The organism is Aliiglaciecola sp. M165 (assembly GCF_007197995.1).
In the GTDB taxonomy this organism is placed as follows: Bacteria; Pseudomonadota; Gammaproteobacteria; order Enterobacterales; family Alteromonadaceae; genus Aliiglaciecola.
Genome location: NZ_VKKH01000001.1, coordinates 319896 through 336548, shown reverse-complemented (window position 1 = coordinate 336548; position 16653 = coordinate 319896). Strand labels below are relative to the sequence as shown.

The window sequence follows — 16653 nt, the reverse complement described above, 5'->3', positions numbered from 1 at the left end:
CGACGCAACAGTTTATATTGATACATTTTAAGTTTTTGGAAATCAATGCAAGATAAAACCATTAAAGCTGGCGTTTTATTCGCACTTGCTGCTTATGGCATGTGGGGATTTGCCCCAATGTATTTTAAGCTGCTTATGGAACTGCCTGCTCCGGAAATCCTGGTTCATCGTATTGTATGGTCGGTAGCCGTTCTGGTTTTACTTGTGTGGACAATGGGGCAAAAAAACAAAGTCATCGATGCACTAAAAAATAGTCGAGTGTTGCTGATTTTATTGGCGTCCGGATTGCTTTTGGCTGCGAATTGGCTGTTATTCATTTGGGCAATCAACAACGACCATTTATTAGATGCCAGCTTGGGATATTACATCAATCCATTGTTGAACGTATTTCTTGGTCGTATTTTTCTTGCTGAGAAGCTTAGACGCATGCAGAAACTCGCTGTTGGTTTAGCGGTGTTTGGTGTACTCGTGTTAATTTTCTCTTACGGCCAAGTCCCTTGGATTGCACTGATTTTAGCGGTGAGTTTTGGTATTTACGGGTTGCTTAGAAAGCAAGTTGCCGTTGACTCATTACCAGGGCTGTTAATTGAAACAGTGATGATGTTGCCATTTGCTTTAGTTTATTGGGTGTTTTTTACCAGCGAATTAAGCAATTTATTCAACAATGAGATGACACTAAATCTATTGTTGATCGGGGCTGGAATTGTCACAACTGCGCCACTTTTATGCTTTACCGCTGCAGCGAGGCGTATACGTTATTCAACGTTAGGGTTTTTCCAATACATCGGCCCAAGCATTATGTTTTTACTGGCGGTGTTCTTGTATGGTGAACCCTTGCATGAAGCAAGGTTAATGACATTTGGTTTTGTTTGGTGTGCTTTGTTGCTATTTAGTGCTGATTCTTACCGCGCTTATTCACAGCAAAAGATGGCCTTGGCAAATACTAATTAACTCCTAAGTGATGACACTCAATCGCCCACGATTTGATTTCGGCCATTGGCTTTAGCTTTGTAAAGATACTCGTCTGCAACACTTAACATCGTCTCAATCTTCTTATCTGCGTTGCTAGTTAGACCAATGCTTAGTGTGCAAGAGTGCTTCACACTGCGACTTCTAATCACTTTGTTCTCAACATCTTGTCGAAATGCTTCTAAGAGTTGATGGGCCTGTTGATGCTCAACATTACCCAGAAAAATACAAAACTCTTCGCCGCCAAATCGAGAGACATGGAATGAGGAAAAATGGCGCGTAATAATTTTTGCGACTTCTTTTAGCACGACATCACCGTAGTCATGACCGTAGGTGTCGTTGATTGATTTAAAGTGGTCAAGATCTATCAACGCCAGCGACATGCACTCAAGTCCTCTACGCATAGTTGTCGAAACCTGATTGAAAAAATGGCGTCGGTTCGGTAGGCCTGTCAGATAATCGGAATTGGCGGCGCGTCTGATTGCCTCAATCTGCTCAATGTGTTCAACATTTTGTACTATTCGACAGAAAAACTCTTCATGGCAATAGGGTTTGGTGAGGTAGTCATTTGCCCCACTTTTAATGAATCTGGCAAGCAAAGCTGGGCTTCTATCTGAGGAAACGCCAATAATGCTCAATTCGTCTTTGCCATAGAGTTTTCTCGCTTCAGCGACAAGTTCAATACCGCTCATGTCAGGCATATTCTGGTCGGTGACCATAAGCTTAATTTGCGGGGTGTTGCTTAAAATCTCTAACGCTTCTTTCGCACCTGAAGCGCTATGTGTAATGAAATTGTGGCGTGTCAATAATGATGTCATCTTAGAGCGACTAACCCGAGAATCATCAACAACCAGAACGCCGATTTGTTTGTTTTTTTCTAACCGCGAGAGCAATCGACTTAAATATTCAAATATTTGTGCGTTTTGTTTTGGAATGTAATCGACCACGTTTTTACTCAGAATGTGATCTCTTACATCTTCGTCAATTCGTCCAGTTATGACTACAGCTGGAATGAATGCATTAATGGCATAGTCAATGGCCTCACCATCGGGGGCGTCGGGCAGTGTATAGTCGATGACCGCACACAAATAGGATTCTGGAGAAGTATTTTTAAAAATGACTTTCGCTTCAGCCAACGATCTGGCAGTAACAACATCTAAATTGGCTTTACCAATCACTCGCTTTAACACGCGCATACTGGCTTCGCTGTCTTCAATCAATAATACTTTAAACTTCATTTTTGCCCTTAGAATCCCTGCATAGGATGCTCCGAAAACTGCAACAATTAGATTTTTTCTAACTTAGCATAGGCCAACATTAACCATTTTGTGCCAAAATTATCGAAATTCACTTCTACTCTAGCATGCTCACCACTGCCTTCATAATTCAACACGGTTCCTTCCTGAAATTTCCCATGACTTACACGCTGCCCTAACTGAAAACCGGTAGATTCAAATGCCATATGTGATGTTGCAGGTTGAAATCGGTTTTGTACTGGGCGAGATATAGTTGTTCGCAAACGCACTTCTTCCACACACTCTGATGGGATCTCTTTTACAAAGCGCGACGGCGTGTGATATTTGTCTTGGCCGTATAAACGTCGACTCTCTGCATAAGTGATAAAGAGTTTTTGCATGGCTCGGGTCATACCCACATAACAAAGTCTACGTTCTTCTTCTAGTCGTCCAGGTTCTTCATTGCTCATTTGGCTTGGGAACATACCCTCTTCTACGCCGGCTAAGAAAACCAGAGGAAATTCAAGACCCTTAGCTGAGTGGATGGTCATCATTTGCACAGCATCTTGGTGCTCGTCAGCTTGAGATTCGCCTGCTTCTAACGATGCGTGCGCTAAAAAAGCAGACAATGGGGTCATATTCTCCGCTTCTTCAGGCACCTCGAACTGTTTGCATGCAGTCACCAACTCTTCCAGGTTTTCAATACGTGCCTGTGCTTTTTCGCCTTTCTCAGCTTGGTACATGGCAAACAACCCAGAATGTTTGATCACGTGATCTGCCTGTTTGTCCAAGGGTATTTCACGGATATCGGTTTGCATCTTTAAGATCAGTTCTACAAAACCTTGAAGTGCCGTTGAAGCGCGACCTGGCAATCGTTTCTCGGCTAATAATGTTTGTGTTGATTGCCACATCGACAATTCGCTTTGACGGGCATTCTCGCGAATGATGCCCACGGTTTTATCCCCAAGCCCTCGTGTTGGAGTGTTGATCACCCGCTCAAACGCTGCATCGTCAATTGGCTGATTGATTATCCTTAAATATGCCAAGGCATCTTTAATCTCTTGGCGTTCGAAGAAGCGCAAACCACCATAAATTCGATATGCGATAGACTCCTGCAGAAGTGCCTCTTCGAGTACTCGAGATTGGGCGTTGTTACGATATAAAATAGCGCAATCGGTTAGCGGATCGCCTTTGTCTGACCATTCCTTAATGCGGGAAACAATGAATCTAGCTTCATCCAGTTCGTTAAATCCGGCATAAAGTGATATCTGCTCGCCTTCGCTGTCGTCAGTCCATAGGTTTTTACCCAAACGACCTTGATTGTTGTCGATGACGGCGTTGGCGGCTTTAAGAATGGTGCCAGTTGAACGATAGTTTTGTTCGAGCCTGATGGTCTCTGCGGTTGGAAAATCCCTCAGAAAATGCTGGATATTTTCAACATTAGCACCACGCCAACCGTAGATAGATTGATCATCATCACCGACGATCATCATGTTGTTTTCTGCACAGCTGAGAAGGCGCAACCAGGCGTACTGTATATTGTTGGTATCTTGAAATTCATCTACCAAAATAGCTCGAAAACGACGTTGATAATGCTGTAACACTAACGGATTGTTGACCCATAATTCGTGAGCGCGGAGTAACAATTCGGCAAAATCCACCAATCCAGATCGGTCACAGGTTTGTTGATATGCCTGATAGATGTTTTTCATGGTTTGCTTGGTTGGATCACCTTCCGTATCAATATGCTCGGGCCGCAAGCCTTCATCTTTATTGCCATTGATGTACCATTGGATAGACTTAGGTTGCCAGTTCTTCTCATCTAGGTTAAGCGATTTGATCACTCTACGTACTAATCTGTACTGATCGTCTGAGTCTAATATTTGAAAGTTTTCAGGAAGTTTTGCTTCTTTATAATGAGTGCGCAATAAGCGGTGAGCAAGTCCATGGAAAGTGCCAATCCACATGCTGTTTAGCGCAGAGCCCATAAGGCGTTCCACGCGACCACGCATCTCTCTAGCAGCTTTGTTGGTAAATGTCACCGCCAGAATACTGAAGGGGGCGAGTTTTTCGACTTCCATCAGCCAGGCCATGCGGTGGACTAAGACGCGTGTTTTACCGCTTCCCGCACCCGCCAATACCAGCATGTCAGAAGCAGGGGCGGCAACGGCTTCGCGTTGTTTGTCATTGAGTTGGTCTAGCAGGAGAGATACATCCATAAAGCGCTTTGCGGGTTCAATTTATAATGCAGTCAGTATATCAGTTATACTGTGTTTTTATACATAAAAACATTTCAATCTAGCGGATCTATGATGACAGAATACTATTATTGTTAATCAGCGCTTGTATTGAAAGAAGTCGGCCTTACTTCCTGTCTACTAGAATGGAATAATATCTGGATTTGCTCATGCCAATCGATAATTTTTGGATAAAGTTAAAAAGCGAAGCGAATGCGTTAGCTAAACAAGAACCCTTGTTGGCCAGTTATATACACGCATGCGTATTAGCACATCACAATTTTGAAACCTCCCTGAGTTTTATTCTTTCAAATAAAATCAAAGATGAAGTGATGCCAGCGTTGGCAGTTAGAGAGGTCTTTGATCAGGCCTATTTGTTAAATCCAGCTATCGTTGAGGCTGCTATCAAGGATATTCAAGCGGTTCTAGACCGTGACCCGGCTGTCGATTCTAGTTTGACTGTTTTGCTTAATTTCAAAGGGTTCCAGGCTATCCAAACACATAGAATTGCACATTATTTATGGCACCATGATAGAAAACCTTTGTCACTGTTTATGCAAAGCCGTAACTCTGAAGTTTTTGGTGTCGATATTCACCCAGGTGCTAAAATTGGCCAGGGTGTCATGTTCGACCATGCGACAGGGATTGTGATAGGCGAAACGGCCGTTGTTGAAGATCATGTATCCATCTTACAATCCGTTACACTCGGCGGTACAGGTAATGAGTCTGGTGACAGACACCCAAAAGTCAGACAAGGGGTGATGATTGGTGCAGGTGCGAAAATTCTTGGCAACATCGAAATTGGTAGACGCTCAAAAGTCGGTGCAGGAAGCGTGGTGTTAAAAAGCGTACCTGAACATGTGACGGTAGTCGGTGTTCCCGCTAAAGTTGTTGGAATACCTTGTTGTGACAATCCCTGTGAGACGATGAATCAAAACGTTTTAGAGGATTAAATCCTCTAATTCTTCGAGTTTTTCTAAATGAACATGTGGAAGAACACTTATTCTTTCATGGTTTATTTGCATGCTTCGGTTGCAGGCAAACCAAGCTGCGTTCATGCCTGCGTTTATTGCTCCCATTACGTCTTTTTCCATGTTATCCCCGACGTGCAATATGCTTTCTGGCTTTAGGTTTAAGCGAATACAAGCCCGCTCAAACATTATAGGATGAGGTTTCATTGGTTGTTCGATATTGGCTTTGAGACAATGACTAAAATATTTTGCAATATCGATTTGTTCCAGATTAACGTTTCCATTTGTTATGGCAACTAGCGGAACCTTACTTGCCAGTTTGTTCAATAAAGAATGAATGTTCTCATCCACTTTAAAATCACTACGCATGTAGTAGAAAAAGTCAAAGGCATCGTTCACTGCTGAAGCCAGTTGAGTACCTGCATAACCGACTTGTGAAAGCCCTTCTTTAAGTGTCAATCGTCTGAGTTCGCCCATATCAGATGCCAACTTTGGTCTACTCATCAGTAATGTCTTTTTAATCTGACGCCAATCTTCGATGGTTATTTTTTCAGTGAGTGGATATTGAGTGTTGAGGTGTTCGATGAGGCGCTTTTCGCCTCTGATCATCATTGGCAGATTATCGTAGAGGGTGTCATCCAAATCGAAACTAAGCGCATGGATTTTATGTATTGAACGATAAAATTTCATTTAAGAATACCTATTCCTTAATGCTCTGATGATATAAATACGAATAGAATTCGACAAAGATTTATTCTTCCATAAAAAATACGTGTTACTTTTTTCGTGCACGCGGATGTGCCGTGTCATAAACCTTTGCCAGGTGCTGAAAATCCAAATGGGTATAGACTTGTGTTGTCGACAAATTGGCATGGCCGAGCAGTTCTTGCACAGCGCGGAGATCACCGCTAGATTCAAGCATATGTGTGGCATAAGAGTGGCGTAATTTGTGTGGGTTTACTTTTTGGGCTAACGCTTGTTTACCTGCCCACAACGACATACGCTTAGCGATCTGCCGGTGGCTAATACGCCTTTTGTGTTTGCTCACAAACAATGCATTTTCTTCGGCAGGAGGTGCAAGCTGATTTCGCACTTGTAGCCATTTATTTATCCATGCAAGCGCCATTTTTCCAACCGGGATAATTCGTTCTTTACTCCCTTTGCCTAGCACTTTAACTTGGCCCGCCGTCTGGATATCTTGTATATCCAATGCGGCTAATTCTGCCAGCCGTAACCCGCAACCATAGGTTAACTCCATCATCGCACGATCGCGGATTGCCAATACCGATTCTGGCTCAACATTTAGCAGCTGGTTTATTTCATCAACGTTGAGGTTTTTAGGTAGTGGCTTACCTAATTTAGGGGACTGAACAGCTTTTGCAGGATTACTAAGCAGTACGTTCTGACTGACCAAATAATCACAAAAGGTACGTAAGGCCGACAATCGCAATGCAATGGACCTTGCAGAAAGGTTTTTTTTGCGTCCTTCACTTAATACTTTATGCACATGGGTGATAGACAGAACCGACCAATCTTCGATGTCGATATTGTCCATGATTGCCAAGATTTGGCGGCGGTAATTTTCCTGAGTTTTTACTGACAGGTTGCGCTCATATTTTAGCACATCTAAAAATGCTTCCAGCCTATCCACAAGGGCTGGTTTAGTCACCGTTAATAACCTGCCAAGTTTGGAATAAGAACGTTCAAAAATTGCTGAAGCTGGGTAATTAGCAAGGTGTCCATGTCAGGATTAAAGTGACCAGGGTCACGGCTTCCTACTGCTAATATGCCTAGCTCCCCTTTTTCACCAAGTAACATCAAGGCGACAGATTCGACATTACTTTGTGAAAACAACAGTTGCTTTTCATGTTGGCTCAAGCGGCCAAAGAAAAAGCATTCCTGTTTGAAGCGCTTTTCTATAAATAATTTTCGTTGAATTTCAGGTAACGCATGAGCACCGGTAAATGACTTCAATTTCACTGCAGACATTTTCAGTTTTTGAAGCATAACGGTTTCAAGGATCTCCTCTACTTCGCTAAAAAATCGGCATGAGAGTAACTGCAGATTTAAGTCAGCGTAGATACGATAAATTTCCTCGTTCTGCTTGGCGATAGTGATGAGTTGATTAAGCTTTTGCGACAACAACTTATTTTTGTCGCGGAGTTGTTCACTTTGCAATTCTACTAACGAAACACTGCCTTTATGTAAATGCGGAATTGCCAGTTTTTCTGCCAGCTCCGGAAAATCCACAAAAAAGTCAGGATTTTGTATTAAGTAGTCTCTTACGTCTTGCGCAGTGACGTCTGCTACCTGTTCAAAATCAGTCAACATGTCCCTAGATACCTGTTGTTGTGCTGTGTCGCTCATACTATGAGAGTTCCATCAAAAATATGTTCGGCAGGCCCTGTCATTTTTAGCACGCTATCTCTACCTTGCCAGCGTATTTTTAATGACCCACCGGGTAAATCCACCTTTACTTCTTTGCCTAGTTTACCTTGAATTTGGCCAATTGCCACTGCCGCGCATGCACCACTTCCGCAGGCCAGAGTTTCTCCAGCTCCACGCTCAAAAACGCGCAGTTTTATATGCTCAGAATTGACAATCTGCATGAACCCGACGTTAACACCTTCAGGAAATCGTTCGTGCCGTTCGAGTATCGGCCCAATGGTTTCAACGTCTGCTGTTGCGACATCGTCAACCGTCATAACACAATGGGGGTTTCCCATGGAGACAGACCCGACCATAAAGGTGTTATCGTTTGATCTGACAATGTAGGTGCCTTCTTCTTTGTTGGCTTTAAGCGGAATTTTACTTGGCTCGAAGATTGGGCGACCCATGTTGACAGTGACTTGCCCGTCTTTTTCCAAATAGAGCACCATTTTTCCTGATTTTGTGCTCACTACAACTTTATTGCGGTTTGTAAGCCCCTTAATCTTAACGAATTTCGCAAAGCAGCGAGCACCATTGCCACATTGAGTGACTTCAGAGCCGTCGGCGTTAAATATTCGATAATGAAAATCCTGTTCAGGGTCATAAGGAGGTTCGACCATCAACAGTTGGTCGAAGCCGACACCAAAATTTCTATCAGCAAGTTGCTGAATTTTGTCTTTTGAAAAAAATACATTCTGGGTCACGTTATCAATGACCACAAAGTCATTGCCCAGACCATGCATTTTTGAAAATTGAATTTGCATTTTGACTGCTTAAAGTTTTGTTACTGCTATATTACGTAACTTTATGCTCACCTTTCCAGAGGTCTTTTAATTTTTCTCGTTCACGGACTAAAATGCATTGAGATTTATCAACAATAATTTCAGCAGGTCGACAGCGACTGTTGTAGTTAGAAGACATCACAAAAGCATACGCACCGGCACTTCTCACTGCTAACAGGTCGTCAGGAGCTATTGCCAATTCTCGATCTTTACCTAAAAAGTCTCCGGTTTCGCAAATCGGTCCAACGACGTCATAAACTTGTGTTGGTTTAGTATTTGATATTTCAGCTGGGATGATATTTTGCCAAGCCGAATATAATGCTGGACGGATTAAGTCATTCATAGCTGCATCAACAATGGCGAAGTTTTTTTCTTCACCTTGTTTGATAATTTCAACTTTTGTCAGCAAAATCCCAGCATTGGCCATAATTGCGCGACCGGGTTCGAAAATTAACATCAATTCTGGGCGACTTTCCATTCTGGTCATCAGCGCTTCGACATATTTGTCTGGATGAGGGGGAGACTCATCGTTATAAGAAACACCTAAACCTCCACCTACATCTAAATGAGAGATTTGAATGCCTTTTTCTGCTAATTCATCGATTAATATTAGCAGTCGATCTAACGCATCAACAAAAGGTTCAATATTGGTAAGCTGAGAGCCTATATGGCAATCCATACCTTTGATGTCTAAATGTGAAAGTTTGGCAGCCATTTGATATATCTCAATGGCATTTTCGCGCGGAATTCCGAATTTATTGGCTTTTAGGCCGGTAGAAATATAAGGATGAGTTTTGGCATCCACGTCAGGATTTACACGAATAGAAATGGGCGCTTTTTTATTCAGCCTCTTTGCAACACGGTTTATGCGTTCAAGCTCAGGGGCGGATTCGACATTGAAGCATAAAATATCGTGATTAAGGGCTAATTCGATTTCTTTTTCAGTTTTGCCTACCCCGGAGAAAACCACTTTTTTTGTATCACCACCCGCTTCAATTACACGAGACAATTCGCCACCAGAAACTATGTCGAATCCAGAGCCTAACTTTGCCATAACGGAAAGGACGCCAAGATTAGAGTTTGCTTTCACGGCATAACATATCAAGTGTTGATGATCTTTGGCCGCTTTATTAAAAGCATGCCAATGGCGCTCGATAGTCGCTCGGGAATAGACATAGCAGGGGGTTTCAAATTGTGCGGCTATCTCGGCGACAGGAACATCTTCGGCGTAAAGTGTAGTGTCTTTGTATTGAAAAAAGTCCAATTACAGAGTCTCCTGTGTTGAGTTTGATTCTGTGGTTTTCGATTCATCCAAATTGGAGTTTTGTATATCTTGTTGCTCGGATCGATTTTGTTCACTAGGATGAATCAGGTCACCTTTCACTCCGCACCCACAAAGCGCTACGATTGAGCCCAACATACTGATTAGAATTAAGAATTTGACGTTTTTCAAAGTAAACGCACCGCAAAAATGAAGTTGCTTGTATCTTCGCATCAACGGCGGAAAAAACAACCTCATTTGTGTAACTTCTTTAGGGGAAAACGACCTAACCAAGGCTTTAAGGGAATAACCCTTTTAACTATATGGGGCAATCACTGTTTGGTTGGCAATAAAGTCTTTATATGCAAGCTTGTTCGTAAATAGTAAACATTAACACTATACTCAGCCTTAAGTTGCCAACAATAGGAGATAGGTATTTGATATCAAAACTGAATTCCATTTATATCCTCTTAATTACCCTCGCAACTTTATCTACTTCGTGGGCTCAAGACAAAGTGCACCAAATTCATGTCGTTATCGAGGAGTCCGAAGCGCAAATAAAAAATGAAGACAATTATTATCTGAGCGTGTTGAATTTTTTGTTGCACAAATCCAAACAAGAATTTGGTGACTATGAAATTAACGTTTGTCGTAATTACCTGACTCAAGAAAGGCAGTTCATGTATTTGAGGACGCCTGGCAATTTTCAATCTGCAGAATGTAAAATTGACCTTTTGTGGTCTTCGCCAGCAAAAGGCAGAAATGAAGGAGTTCATGCGCTAAATATACCTGTCGATTTAGGTTTGAATGGCATACGTACACTAGTCGTTCTAAATGACTCTTTGTCTAAGTTTGAGAGAATCAATGACCAACATACATTATCGAATATGATAGCTTGCCAAGGTTCTCATTGGCCGGATACTCGTATTTTAAAGTCATCTGGTTTGCAAGTATTGGGAACCGTTACCTTAGATTCGATGTACGCAATGTTAAAACGTGGTCGATGCGACTATTTACCCACTGCAATTCATGAAGTGAAAAGCGAACTGGCTCATTACAGTGCAGGTGAGCTTGAAATCGTCAAACATCTGGTGCTCAGATACGATTTACCAACATATTTTTATGTCCGCAAAGGTGACGCTAAACTCTCAAAAAGACTGTCAGAGACCTTCACTAAAACTGTTCAAGATGGAAGTTTCTATGCTTTTGTAAAAACTCACAAAGTAACGAAAAACGCCTTTAGTATTGCTTTTTCTAAAGATTTAACCATTCTTGATTTAGAAAATTCAGAATTGTTAGACCCGTTATACGCGCCGTCAGTAAGTTTGGAAAGAATCAGCCAACTATTGTTTGAAGATGACAAAAGCACGCTACACTAATCAACAATAAATAATACTTATTCAGATCTAATATGGGTGTTCAATGATGTCAGTACCGATGTTGGAAATTTAGTTTTTCGCCATAACTCGTCGCAAAGTGGTTGTGTATCTAACCAATCCTCTTTCATTAGCCAATCGATAAAGACATCTGGGTTGTCTGGATATTGGATTGGTTCAGGGGGTTCCTTTGGCAACCACTGTTGTACTACATTCACGTCCAGTTCATTCATGCAACTTCCTCTGCCCATACGAGTAAGAGTTACGCAATTTGATGACTGTTCGTATTGCTTTTTTAAAGGTTTGATCAATATTTTTTTGCCTAATTGAAGACACTCACTCGACAATTCAAAACCACCATTGGCAATCACACCAGCACAATTGAATAAGGATTTTCGAAAATTCGCTTTAGAGAGCTTTCGCCAGTGCGTATTTTTTGTGAAGCGTTCTTGATCAATGTCTGGGTGGTAACATTCAAATTGAGTGTGCTCGAATTGATCGAGCATATCTTTTATTTCATTCAGATCTTCGAACGGCAAGTAAACTAGGATTTTACTGCCCATTTTTGCATCGTTGAGAGATTCCACTATAAATGGTGGCATGATTGGAAAGCCAAAATGGTACCAGTGCACACCCAGATTTATCTCACATGGGGCGAAGGTTCGCATAAGCAATTTGTCTGATAGTGACTCACCGCTTTTGGGCACATTGTGTTTAAATGCAGCTTGATGACTTATTGATATAGAAGCCAGAAACTTAAACTTTGCAGCCCAAGCAGTAATGGGTTCAAAGTCATTCAGCAATACATCGTACTTCGCAACGTCAAGATCCATTATATCTTTGATGAGTTGTTTAATGTTTGCCTGCCTAAGCGTCTTCCAGCGATTAATTGCCCCGTTTTGAGTGATAAAGGTTAACCCTTGATATGTACGATAGTTTCCGAACACTTCCATGTCGAAATAGCCCCCAGGATCGCGTCCGCTAAATACATAATCCACCTCGATATCATTTCGTTTAGATAATGCTTTAGCCATCACACGAGCTCTGGCTATATGGCCATTTCCTGTACCTTGCACACCGTAAAGTATTTTCATAATGGCCACTTAAGTTAGTATTGAAAGGCTGATCGCTGAGATGAATAACCCCAAAGCGGCACCTGCGGCGATGTCGCTGGGGTAATGCACACCGAGCATGACCCTTGAAAGCCCGATCAAACACGCCCATGGATAAACGATAATCGCAGCAGATGGATAAAAATGGGTTAGCAGAGAGGCCATGAGAAATGCTGCTGCCGTGTGTCCTGAAGGAAGGCTAAATTTGTCAGCAGGAGTAATATGAGACTGAAAATTGTAAAAGAAATCACAAGGCCTTTGACGCTTGAACAGTTTTTTCAAGATAATGTAAACGGGCAGCTCCAATGCATATGCAAGTATTGATGTATACAAAAATACCTTCCCGTATTTGGGTTCAAATGCCCATAGCAGTGAGCCAAGCAGAAGATATAGATATCCGTCTCCACTTTTAGAAATGACCTTTATAATTCGGCAATCACTTTTCTGTGTCGCATTAAATAAGGTGTAGAACAGTTTGCTATCTGCTCGGTCAAATGCGTTCATCATCACTTTCCCTACTTATTGACCACGTGGGCGCAGAATAGAGCCGAAATATGAAAGCAGTTTGACGAATTATTGAACTCTTTATGACATTAATATTGCAGATTTGTGACAGTCGAGCGCTGCAAACACTTGGCTTTTTTAAATTAACCCCATTTCTGGATAAGAAATATCGGAATTGCTTAGTTTTTGTATCCTTTTGTCTTAGCCGTTTTACAAAGCCAATACATAGCACTACCATTAACACAAACACTGATGGTGCGGATCGACTAATGGAATACAACACTTCTGAACTGTGCGACTTATTTGCCGACAGCGTTGATGTCGTAGACCCAATTTTTGTGAATTATGGTGGTCGCTTGTCTTACGGCGGCGAAATTTCGACGGTTAAGTGTCACGAAGACAAAGGCTTAATCGACAAAGTGCTATCTCAGCCAGGTAAAGGTAAGGTGTTGTTAATCGACGGCGGTGGTTCTACGCGCCGTGCACTGATTGACGTCAACTCTGCGCAAATCGCCATAGAAAACGACTGGGAAGGTATTGTGTGTTTTGGCAGTGTTCGTGAAATCGATCAACTTGAAGAATTAGATATTGGTATTCACGCCGTCGCGTCTATCCCTGTTAATGCAGGGTTTGAGCAAGTAGGAGAGATTGATGTGGCGGTAAATTTTGGCGGCGTAACGTTTTTACCCGAAGATCATATCTATGCAGACAGTACTGGCGTAATCCTTTCACCTGAACCCCTGGATATCGAATAAGGTTACTTCCAATTTAATTGAAAAAGGCCGTAAGAACGGCCTTATAATTCGTTCCAGTGTCACTATAAGTGCTCGTTAAGATAGGCAGCAATTCGAATACCAGCCATTTGAAGCCGGGCTTTCACAATAGGTAGACTTTCGTATTGGTAAGACCAAGAAATTCTGTCGCCTTCTGGGTATAAACCCGTTCTAAAATCGATACTTTCTTTGATCCATATTTTAGGGTCTGTGGTGCGCCATTTGGCTGCCATTTCAGGTGTGATTTTGCGTCCTAGCCATTTAGTCCATTCGGTATAAGACAACTTTTGTCGGTCAATCAGGCCACTGTCCCAAACGCGATGTAAATTTGAATCCTCCCAAAAGAATTCGAGTTTTACGTCGTTGCCGCCCCTATCGGTGCCGTCTCCAGCGTGAAAGGGTTGGTGCAGGTCACCAATAATATGCACAATAAAATGCAAAGCTAATCGTTTGTCTGCATCGCTTGAAGTATCACTTTTTAATGTCGCAGTGAATGATGTCAGCGCTGTGTAAGCATCGCCGACCTCAGGCGCGTGTTGCTCTACGTCATAAAGATTGCCTTCTGGCACCGTCACATAATGCCAAGGGTTTGCGGTTTTTTGCCAAAACTCCGAAGGGTTGGAGCGCATTTCATCGGCGTGAGTAGAGATCTCAGCCAGTGACATGTCAGGGTACAATTGTGCAATCTTAGTTTTTGCCTCAGTCGTTAAATATTGCTCTGCTAGCTCCCCTGTTACCCGATGGCCGATTTGTCCCCAAGCCAGTACGTCGGTGGTAATTACCAACAACAGGGTCGCGGCTGATAGTTTTACGAAAGCGGAAAAACGTTTTTTGTGATCCATGACTGTCTTCTCTGTAAATTTAGAATAATTCAATTACTTCTGATAACCCCAACGAGGCATCAGAGTTTGGTCTATCTGCAAGTGATCCAAAATTCTAGCCACTACAAAGTCAACCAGATCTTCAATACGCTTGGGCTGGTGATAAAAACCAGGGGCTGCGGGCATGATGGTAACGCCTAACTGAGACAATTTGAGCATATTTTCCAAATGAATCGTCGATAGTGGCATTTCTCTTGGTACCACGATGAGCTGCCCACGCTCTTTAATCACAACATCGGCACCACGTTCGATCAGGTTATCACTCTTGCCGGTTGCAATGGCCGATAAGGTGCCAGTAGAGCAGGGGCAAACCACCATTGTTTTTGGCGCCGCTGAACCTGAAGCAACGGGTGAAAACCATTCATCTTTCCCGAACACCTTAATTTGCTCAGCTTTGGCCTGATATTTTTCAATAAAAAAATCAGCGCAAACCGCTGGATTGGAGGGGACTTTTAAATCTTCTTCAGTTGCCAGCACGACTTTAGCAGCGGATGAAATAAGTAGGTAAACCTGATAATTCGCGGCTACAAGTGTTTCAAGCAGCCTTAACCCATAAGGTGCCCCGGATGCACCGGTAAACGCTAAGGTGATTTTTTTGTCAAAACTCATGGTGTTTAAGTTGCTCCAGTAGTAGAGAATGAATGCCACCAAAGCCGCCATTGCTCATTATCAGGATGTGATCGCCGGGCTGAACTTGCTGCAGCAATTCCGCGATGATAGCTTGCACATCACTATGCACTGAGGTTGGTACGTGCGAATGCTCAATCAGTTCATCCAAAGACCAACGAATATTTTGCGGTTGGAAAAGCAGCACTTGATCCGCATCAGACCAAGAGTTCGCCAATGTATTTTGATGCACTCCCATCTTCATAGTAGCAGAGCGCGGCTCTAATACAGCGAGTATTCTTTGCTTACCAACTTTAGCTCGTAAACCACTAAGGGTAGTTTTTATCGCCGTAGGATGATGAGCAAAGTCATCATAAACCGTTACACCGTGGATCACTCCACGGGTTTCCATGCGACGTTTAGCATTAACAAAGCTTTCAAGGGCTTCGATAGCAAGCGCAGGTTGCACGCCAGCATGACGGCAAGCAGCGATGGCCATCATTGCATTATGCACATTATGCAAACCAATTAAATTCCACTTCACAGTGCCTAAAATCTGTTTTTCAAACAGCACATCAAACTCACTGCCATCGGCTTGGTTGATATTCGCTTGCCATTGGTTTCCCAATGACTGCAATTCACTCCAACAGCCTTGTTCGATGACCTGAGCGACATTTTGATCTTGAGAGGGTACTAACGCTAGGCCATTTTGTGGAAGGATGCGCATTAAATGGTGGAATTGCTTTTGAATCGCTGCCAAGTTTTCGAATATATCGGCATGATCAAATTCCAGATTGTTGATAACCAGGGTTCGAGGATGGTAATGGACAAATTTAGAGCGTTTATCAAAAAACGCACTGTCATATTCGTCTGCTTCAATGACAAAGAACGGTGATTCACCGAGTCTTGCTGAAACACCAAAGTTCTCAGGGATGCCGCCAATTAAAAAACCTGGCTGAAGCCCAGCTGACTCCAAAATCCACGCAATCATGCTGGATGTTGAGGTCTTCCCGTGTGTGCCCGACGCAGCCAATACCCACCTTTGCTTGAGTACGTTTTCAGAAAGCCATTGTGGACCACTAGTGTAATTTAAATTCCGAGACAGAATATATTCAACGCACGGGTTGCCTCTCGACATGGCATTGCCAATTACCACCACATCCGGCTCGGGCGCAAGTTGGCTGGGATCAAACCCTTGGGTTAGCGCAATCCCCAAGGATTCAAGTTGAGTGCTCATCGGTGGGTAAACATTAGCATCTGAGCCGGTCACTTTATGGCCCATGGATTTGGCGATTGCGGCAATACCACCCATGAAAGTGCCGCAAATCCCAAGAATATGAATGTGCATAGTCAATGTATGTAGATAAAACTTAACCAAGAGTATCAGACAATTTACGCGCAACAAAACCCGTCTGTGAATTCATAAGCTTGTTTTAGCTGAGTTTTTTGTTCAACAAAGGTACAATTCCAAGCTGCGGACATAATGATAATAAAAACCGCTGCGAATAACGCTACC

Annotated in this window: 17 protein-coding genes; 4 read left to right on the top strand and 13 right to left on the bottom strand. The window is 42.7% G+C overall.

Annotated elements, in window-relative coordinates:
- Nucleotides 1-45 precede the first annotated feature (45 nt).
- Nucleotides 46-951 carry an EamA family transporter RarD gene (rarD, locus tag FM019_RS01455; protein ID WP_143834110.1) on the top strand — a complete coding sequence of 302 codons (906 nt, stop codon included), beginning with the start codon at nucleotides 46-48 and terminating at the stop codon, nucleotides 949-951.
- Between the two features lie 17 nt (nucleotides 952-968).
- On the opposite strand, the gene FM019_RS01450 is transcribed toward rarD, so the two are convergent.
- Both FM019_RS01450 and uvrD read right to left on the bottom strand, forming a co-directional pair.
- Complete coding sequence (locus FM019_RS01450) at nucleotides 969-2207, bottom strand: diguanylate cyclase (protein ID WP_143834109.1); 1239 nt, start codon at nucleotides 2205-2207, stop codon at nucleotides 969-971.
- A 47-nt stretch (nucleotides 2208-2254) separates the two neighbouring features.
- Entirely contained in the window at nucleotides 2255-4423 is a 2169-nt protein-coding gene (gene uvrD, locus FM019_RS01445) for a DNA helicase II (RefSeq protein ID WP_143834108.1), read from the bottom strand.
- 188 nt (nucleotides 4424-4611) lie between these two features.
- Between uvrD and cysE the strand changes: the two genes are divergently transcribed.
- Nucleotides 4612-5394: a serine O-acetyltransferase gene (gene cysE / locus FM019_RS01440; RefSeq protein ID WP_143834107.1), complete on the top strand. Its 783-nt coding sequence runs from the start codon at nucleotides 4612-4614 to the stop codon at nucleotides 5392-5394.
- On the opposite strand, the gene FM019_RS01435 is transcribed toward cysE, so the two are convergent.
- The 6 genes from FM019_RS01435 to FM019_RS21115 all read right to left on the bottom strand — a co-directional run bounded on the left by FM019_RS01435 (nucleotide 5383) and on the right by FM019_RS21115 (nucleotide 10119).
- A complete protein-coding gene (locus tag FM019_RS01435) occupies nucleotides 5383-6102 on the bottom strand; it encodes an HAD-IA family hydrolase (RefSeq protein ID WP_143834106.1) in 720 nt (239 codons plus the stop codon). The genes cysE and FM019_RS01435 overlap by 12 nt on opposite strands.
- 85 nt (nucleotides 6103-6187) lie before the next feature.
- Nucleotides 6188-7081 (bottom strand): tyrosine recombinase XerC, encoded by an 894-nt coding sequence (xerC, locus tag FM019_RS01430; RefSeq protein ID WP_143834105.1) that lies wholly within the window; start codon nucleotides 7079-7081, stop codon nucleotides 6188-6190.
- A 2-nt stretch (nucleotides 7082-7083) separates the two neighbouring features.
- Nucleotides 7084-7779, bottom strand: coding sequence for a DUF484 family protein (locus tag FM019_RS01425; RefSeq protein ID WP_143834104.1), 696 nt, complete (start codon nucleotides 7777-7779; stop codon nucleotides 7084-7086).
- On the bottom strand, nucleotides 7776-8606 hold the full coding sequence (gene dapF / locus FM019_RS01420) for a diaminopimelate epimerase (protein ID WP_143834103.1): 831 nt from the start codon (nucleotides 8604-8606) through the stop codon (nucleotides 7776-7778). The genes FM019_RS01425 and dapF overlap by 4 nt, the downstream gene beginning before the upstream one ends.
- A 31-nt stretch (nucleotides 8607-8637) precedes the next feature.
- Entirely contained in the window at nucleotides 8638-9888 is a 1251-nt protein-coding gene (gene lysA, locus FM019_RS01415; RefSeq protein ID WP_143834102.1) for a diaminopimelate decarboxylase, read from the bottom strand.
- Complete coding sequence (locus FM019_RS21115) at nucleotides 9889-10119, bottom strand: lipoprotein (RefSeq protein ID WP_409553280.1); 231 nt, start codon at nucleotides 10117-10119, stop codon at nucleotides 9889-9891.
- 203 nt (nucleotides 10120-10322) lie between these two features.
- On the opposite strand from FM019_RS21115, the gene FM019_RS01410 reads away from it, so the two are divergent.
- On the top strand, nucleotides 10323-11264 hold the full coding sequence (locus tag FM019_RS01410; RefSeq protein WP_185969143.1) for a hypothetical protein: 942 nt from the start codon (nucleotides 10323-10325) through the stop codon (nucleotides 11262-11264).
- Between the two features lie 17 nt (nucleotides 11265-11281).
- Here FM019_RS01410 and FM019_RS01405 read toward each other — a convergent pair whose 3' ends face one another.
- Nucleotides 11282-12355, bottom strand: coding sequence for an MJ1255/VC2487 family glycosyltransferase (locus FM019_RS01405; RefSeq protein WP_143834100.1), 1074 nt, complete (start codon nucleotides 12353-12355; stop codon nucleotides 11282-11284).
- A 9-nt stretch (nucleotides 12356-12364) separates the two neighbouring features.
- Nucleotides 12365-12877 carry a phosphatase PAP2 family protein gene (locus FM019_RS01400; RefSeq protein WP_143834261.1) on the bottom strand — a complete coding sequence of 171 codons (513 nt, stop codon included), beginning with the start codon at nucleotides 12875-12877 and terminating at the stop codon, nucleotides 12365-12367.
- A 269-nt stretch (nucleotides 12878-13146) separates the two neighbouring features.
- Here FM019_RS01400 and rraA point away from each other — a divergent pair, with 269 nt between their 5' ends.
- Complete coding sequence (gene rraA, locus FM019_RS01395) at nucleotides 13147-13632, top strand: ribonuclease E activity regulator RraA (protein WP_143834099.1); 486 nt, start codon at nucleotides 13147-13149, stop codon at nucleotides 13630-13632.
- A 62-nt stretch (nucleotides 13633-13694) separates the two neighbouring features.
- On the opposite strand, the gene FM019_RS01390 is transcribed toward rraA, so the two are convergent.
- From FM019_RS01390 to mpl, 3 genes are read right to left on the bottom strand one after another with little or no spacing between them, the layout of a single operon-like run.
- On the bottom strand, nucleotides 13695-14492 hold the full coding sequence (locus tag FM019_RS01390) for a S1/P1 nuclease (protein ID WP_143834098.1): 798 nt from the start codon (nucleotides 14490-14492) through the stop codon (nucleotides 13695-13697).
- Nucleotides 14493-14525: 33 nt separating this feature from the next.
- Complete coding sequence (locus tag FM019_RS01385; protein WP_143834097.1) at nucleotides 14526-15140, bottom strand: flavin prenyltransferase UbiX; 615 nt, start codon at nucleotides 15138-15140, stop codon at nucleotides 14526-14528.
- Nucleotides 15130-16485: a UDP-N-acetylmuramate:L-alanyl-gamma-D-glutamyl-meso-diaminopimelate ligase gene (gene mpl, locus FM019_RS01380; protein ID WP_143834096.1), complete on the bottom strand. Its 1356-nt coding sequence runs from the start codon at nucleotides 16483-16485 to the stop codon at nucleotides 15130-15132. The genes FM019_RS01385 and mpl overlap by 11 nt, the downstream gene beginning before the upstream one ends.
- Between the last annotated feature and the right edge of the window lie 168 nt (nucleotides 16486-16653).

What these genes read in the sequence shown, in the direction of transcription:
- rarD (WP_143834110.1), top strand. Translation starts at nt 46, where the DNA reads ATGCAAGATAAAACCATTAAAGCTGGCGTTTTATTCGCACTTGCTGCT.
- FM019_RS01450 (WP_143834109.1), bottom strand. Translation starts at nt 2,207, where the DNA reads ATGAAGTTTAAAGTATTATTGATTGAAGACAGCGAAGCCAGTATGCGC.
- uvrD (WP_143834108.1), bottom strand. Translation starts at nt 4,423, where the DNA reads ATGGATGTATCTCTCCTGCTAGACCAACTCAATGACAAACAACGCGAA.
- cysE (WP_143834107.1), top strand. Translation starts at nt 4,612, where the DNA reads ATGCCAATCGATAATTTTTGGATAAAGTTAAAAAGCGAAGCGAATGCG.
- FM019_RS01435 (WP_143834106.1), bottom strand. Translation starts at nt 6,102, where the DNA reads ATGAAATTTTATCGTTCAATACATAAAATCCATGCGCTTAGTTTCGAT.
- FM019_RS01425 (WP_143834104.1), bottom strand. Translation starts at nt 7,779, where the DNA reads ATGAGCGACACAGCACAACAACAGGTATCTAGGGACATGTTGACTGAT.
- dapF (WP_143834103.1), bottom strand. Translation starts at nt 8,606, where the DNA reads ATGCAAATTCAATTTTCAAAAATGCATGGTCTGGGCAATGACTTTGTG.
- FM019_RS21115 (WP_409553280.1), bottom strand. Translation starts at nt 10,119, where the DNA reads ATGCGAAGATACAAGCAACTTCATTTTTGCGGTGCGTTTACTTTGAAA.
- FM019_RS01405 (WP_143834100.1), bottom strand. Translation starts at nt 12,355, where the DNA reads ATGAAAATACTTTACGGTGTGCAAGGTACAGGAAATGGCCATATAGCC.
- FM019_RS01400 (WP_143834261.1), bottom strand. Translation starts at nt 12,877, where the DNA reads ATGAACGCATTTGACCGAGCAGATAGCAAACTGTTCTACACCTTATTT.
- rraA (WP_143834099.1), top strand. Translation starts at nt 13,147, where the DNA reads ATGGAATACAACACTTCTGAACTGTGCGACTTATTTGCCGACAGCGTT.
- FM019_RS01390 (WP_143834098.1), bottom strand. Translation starts at nt 14,492, where the DNA reads ATGGATCACAAAAAACGTTTTTCCGCTTTCGTAAAACTATCAGCCGCG.
- FM019_RS01385 (WP_143834097.1), bottom strand. Translation starts at nt 15,140, where the DNA reads ATGAGTTTTGACAAAAAAATCACCTTAGCGTTTACCGGTGCATCCGGG.
- mpl (WP_143834096.1), bottom strand. Translation starts at nt 16,485, where the DNA reads ATGCACATTCATATTCTTGGGATTTGCGGCACTTTCATGGGTGGTATT.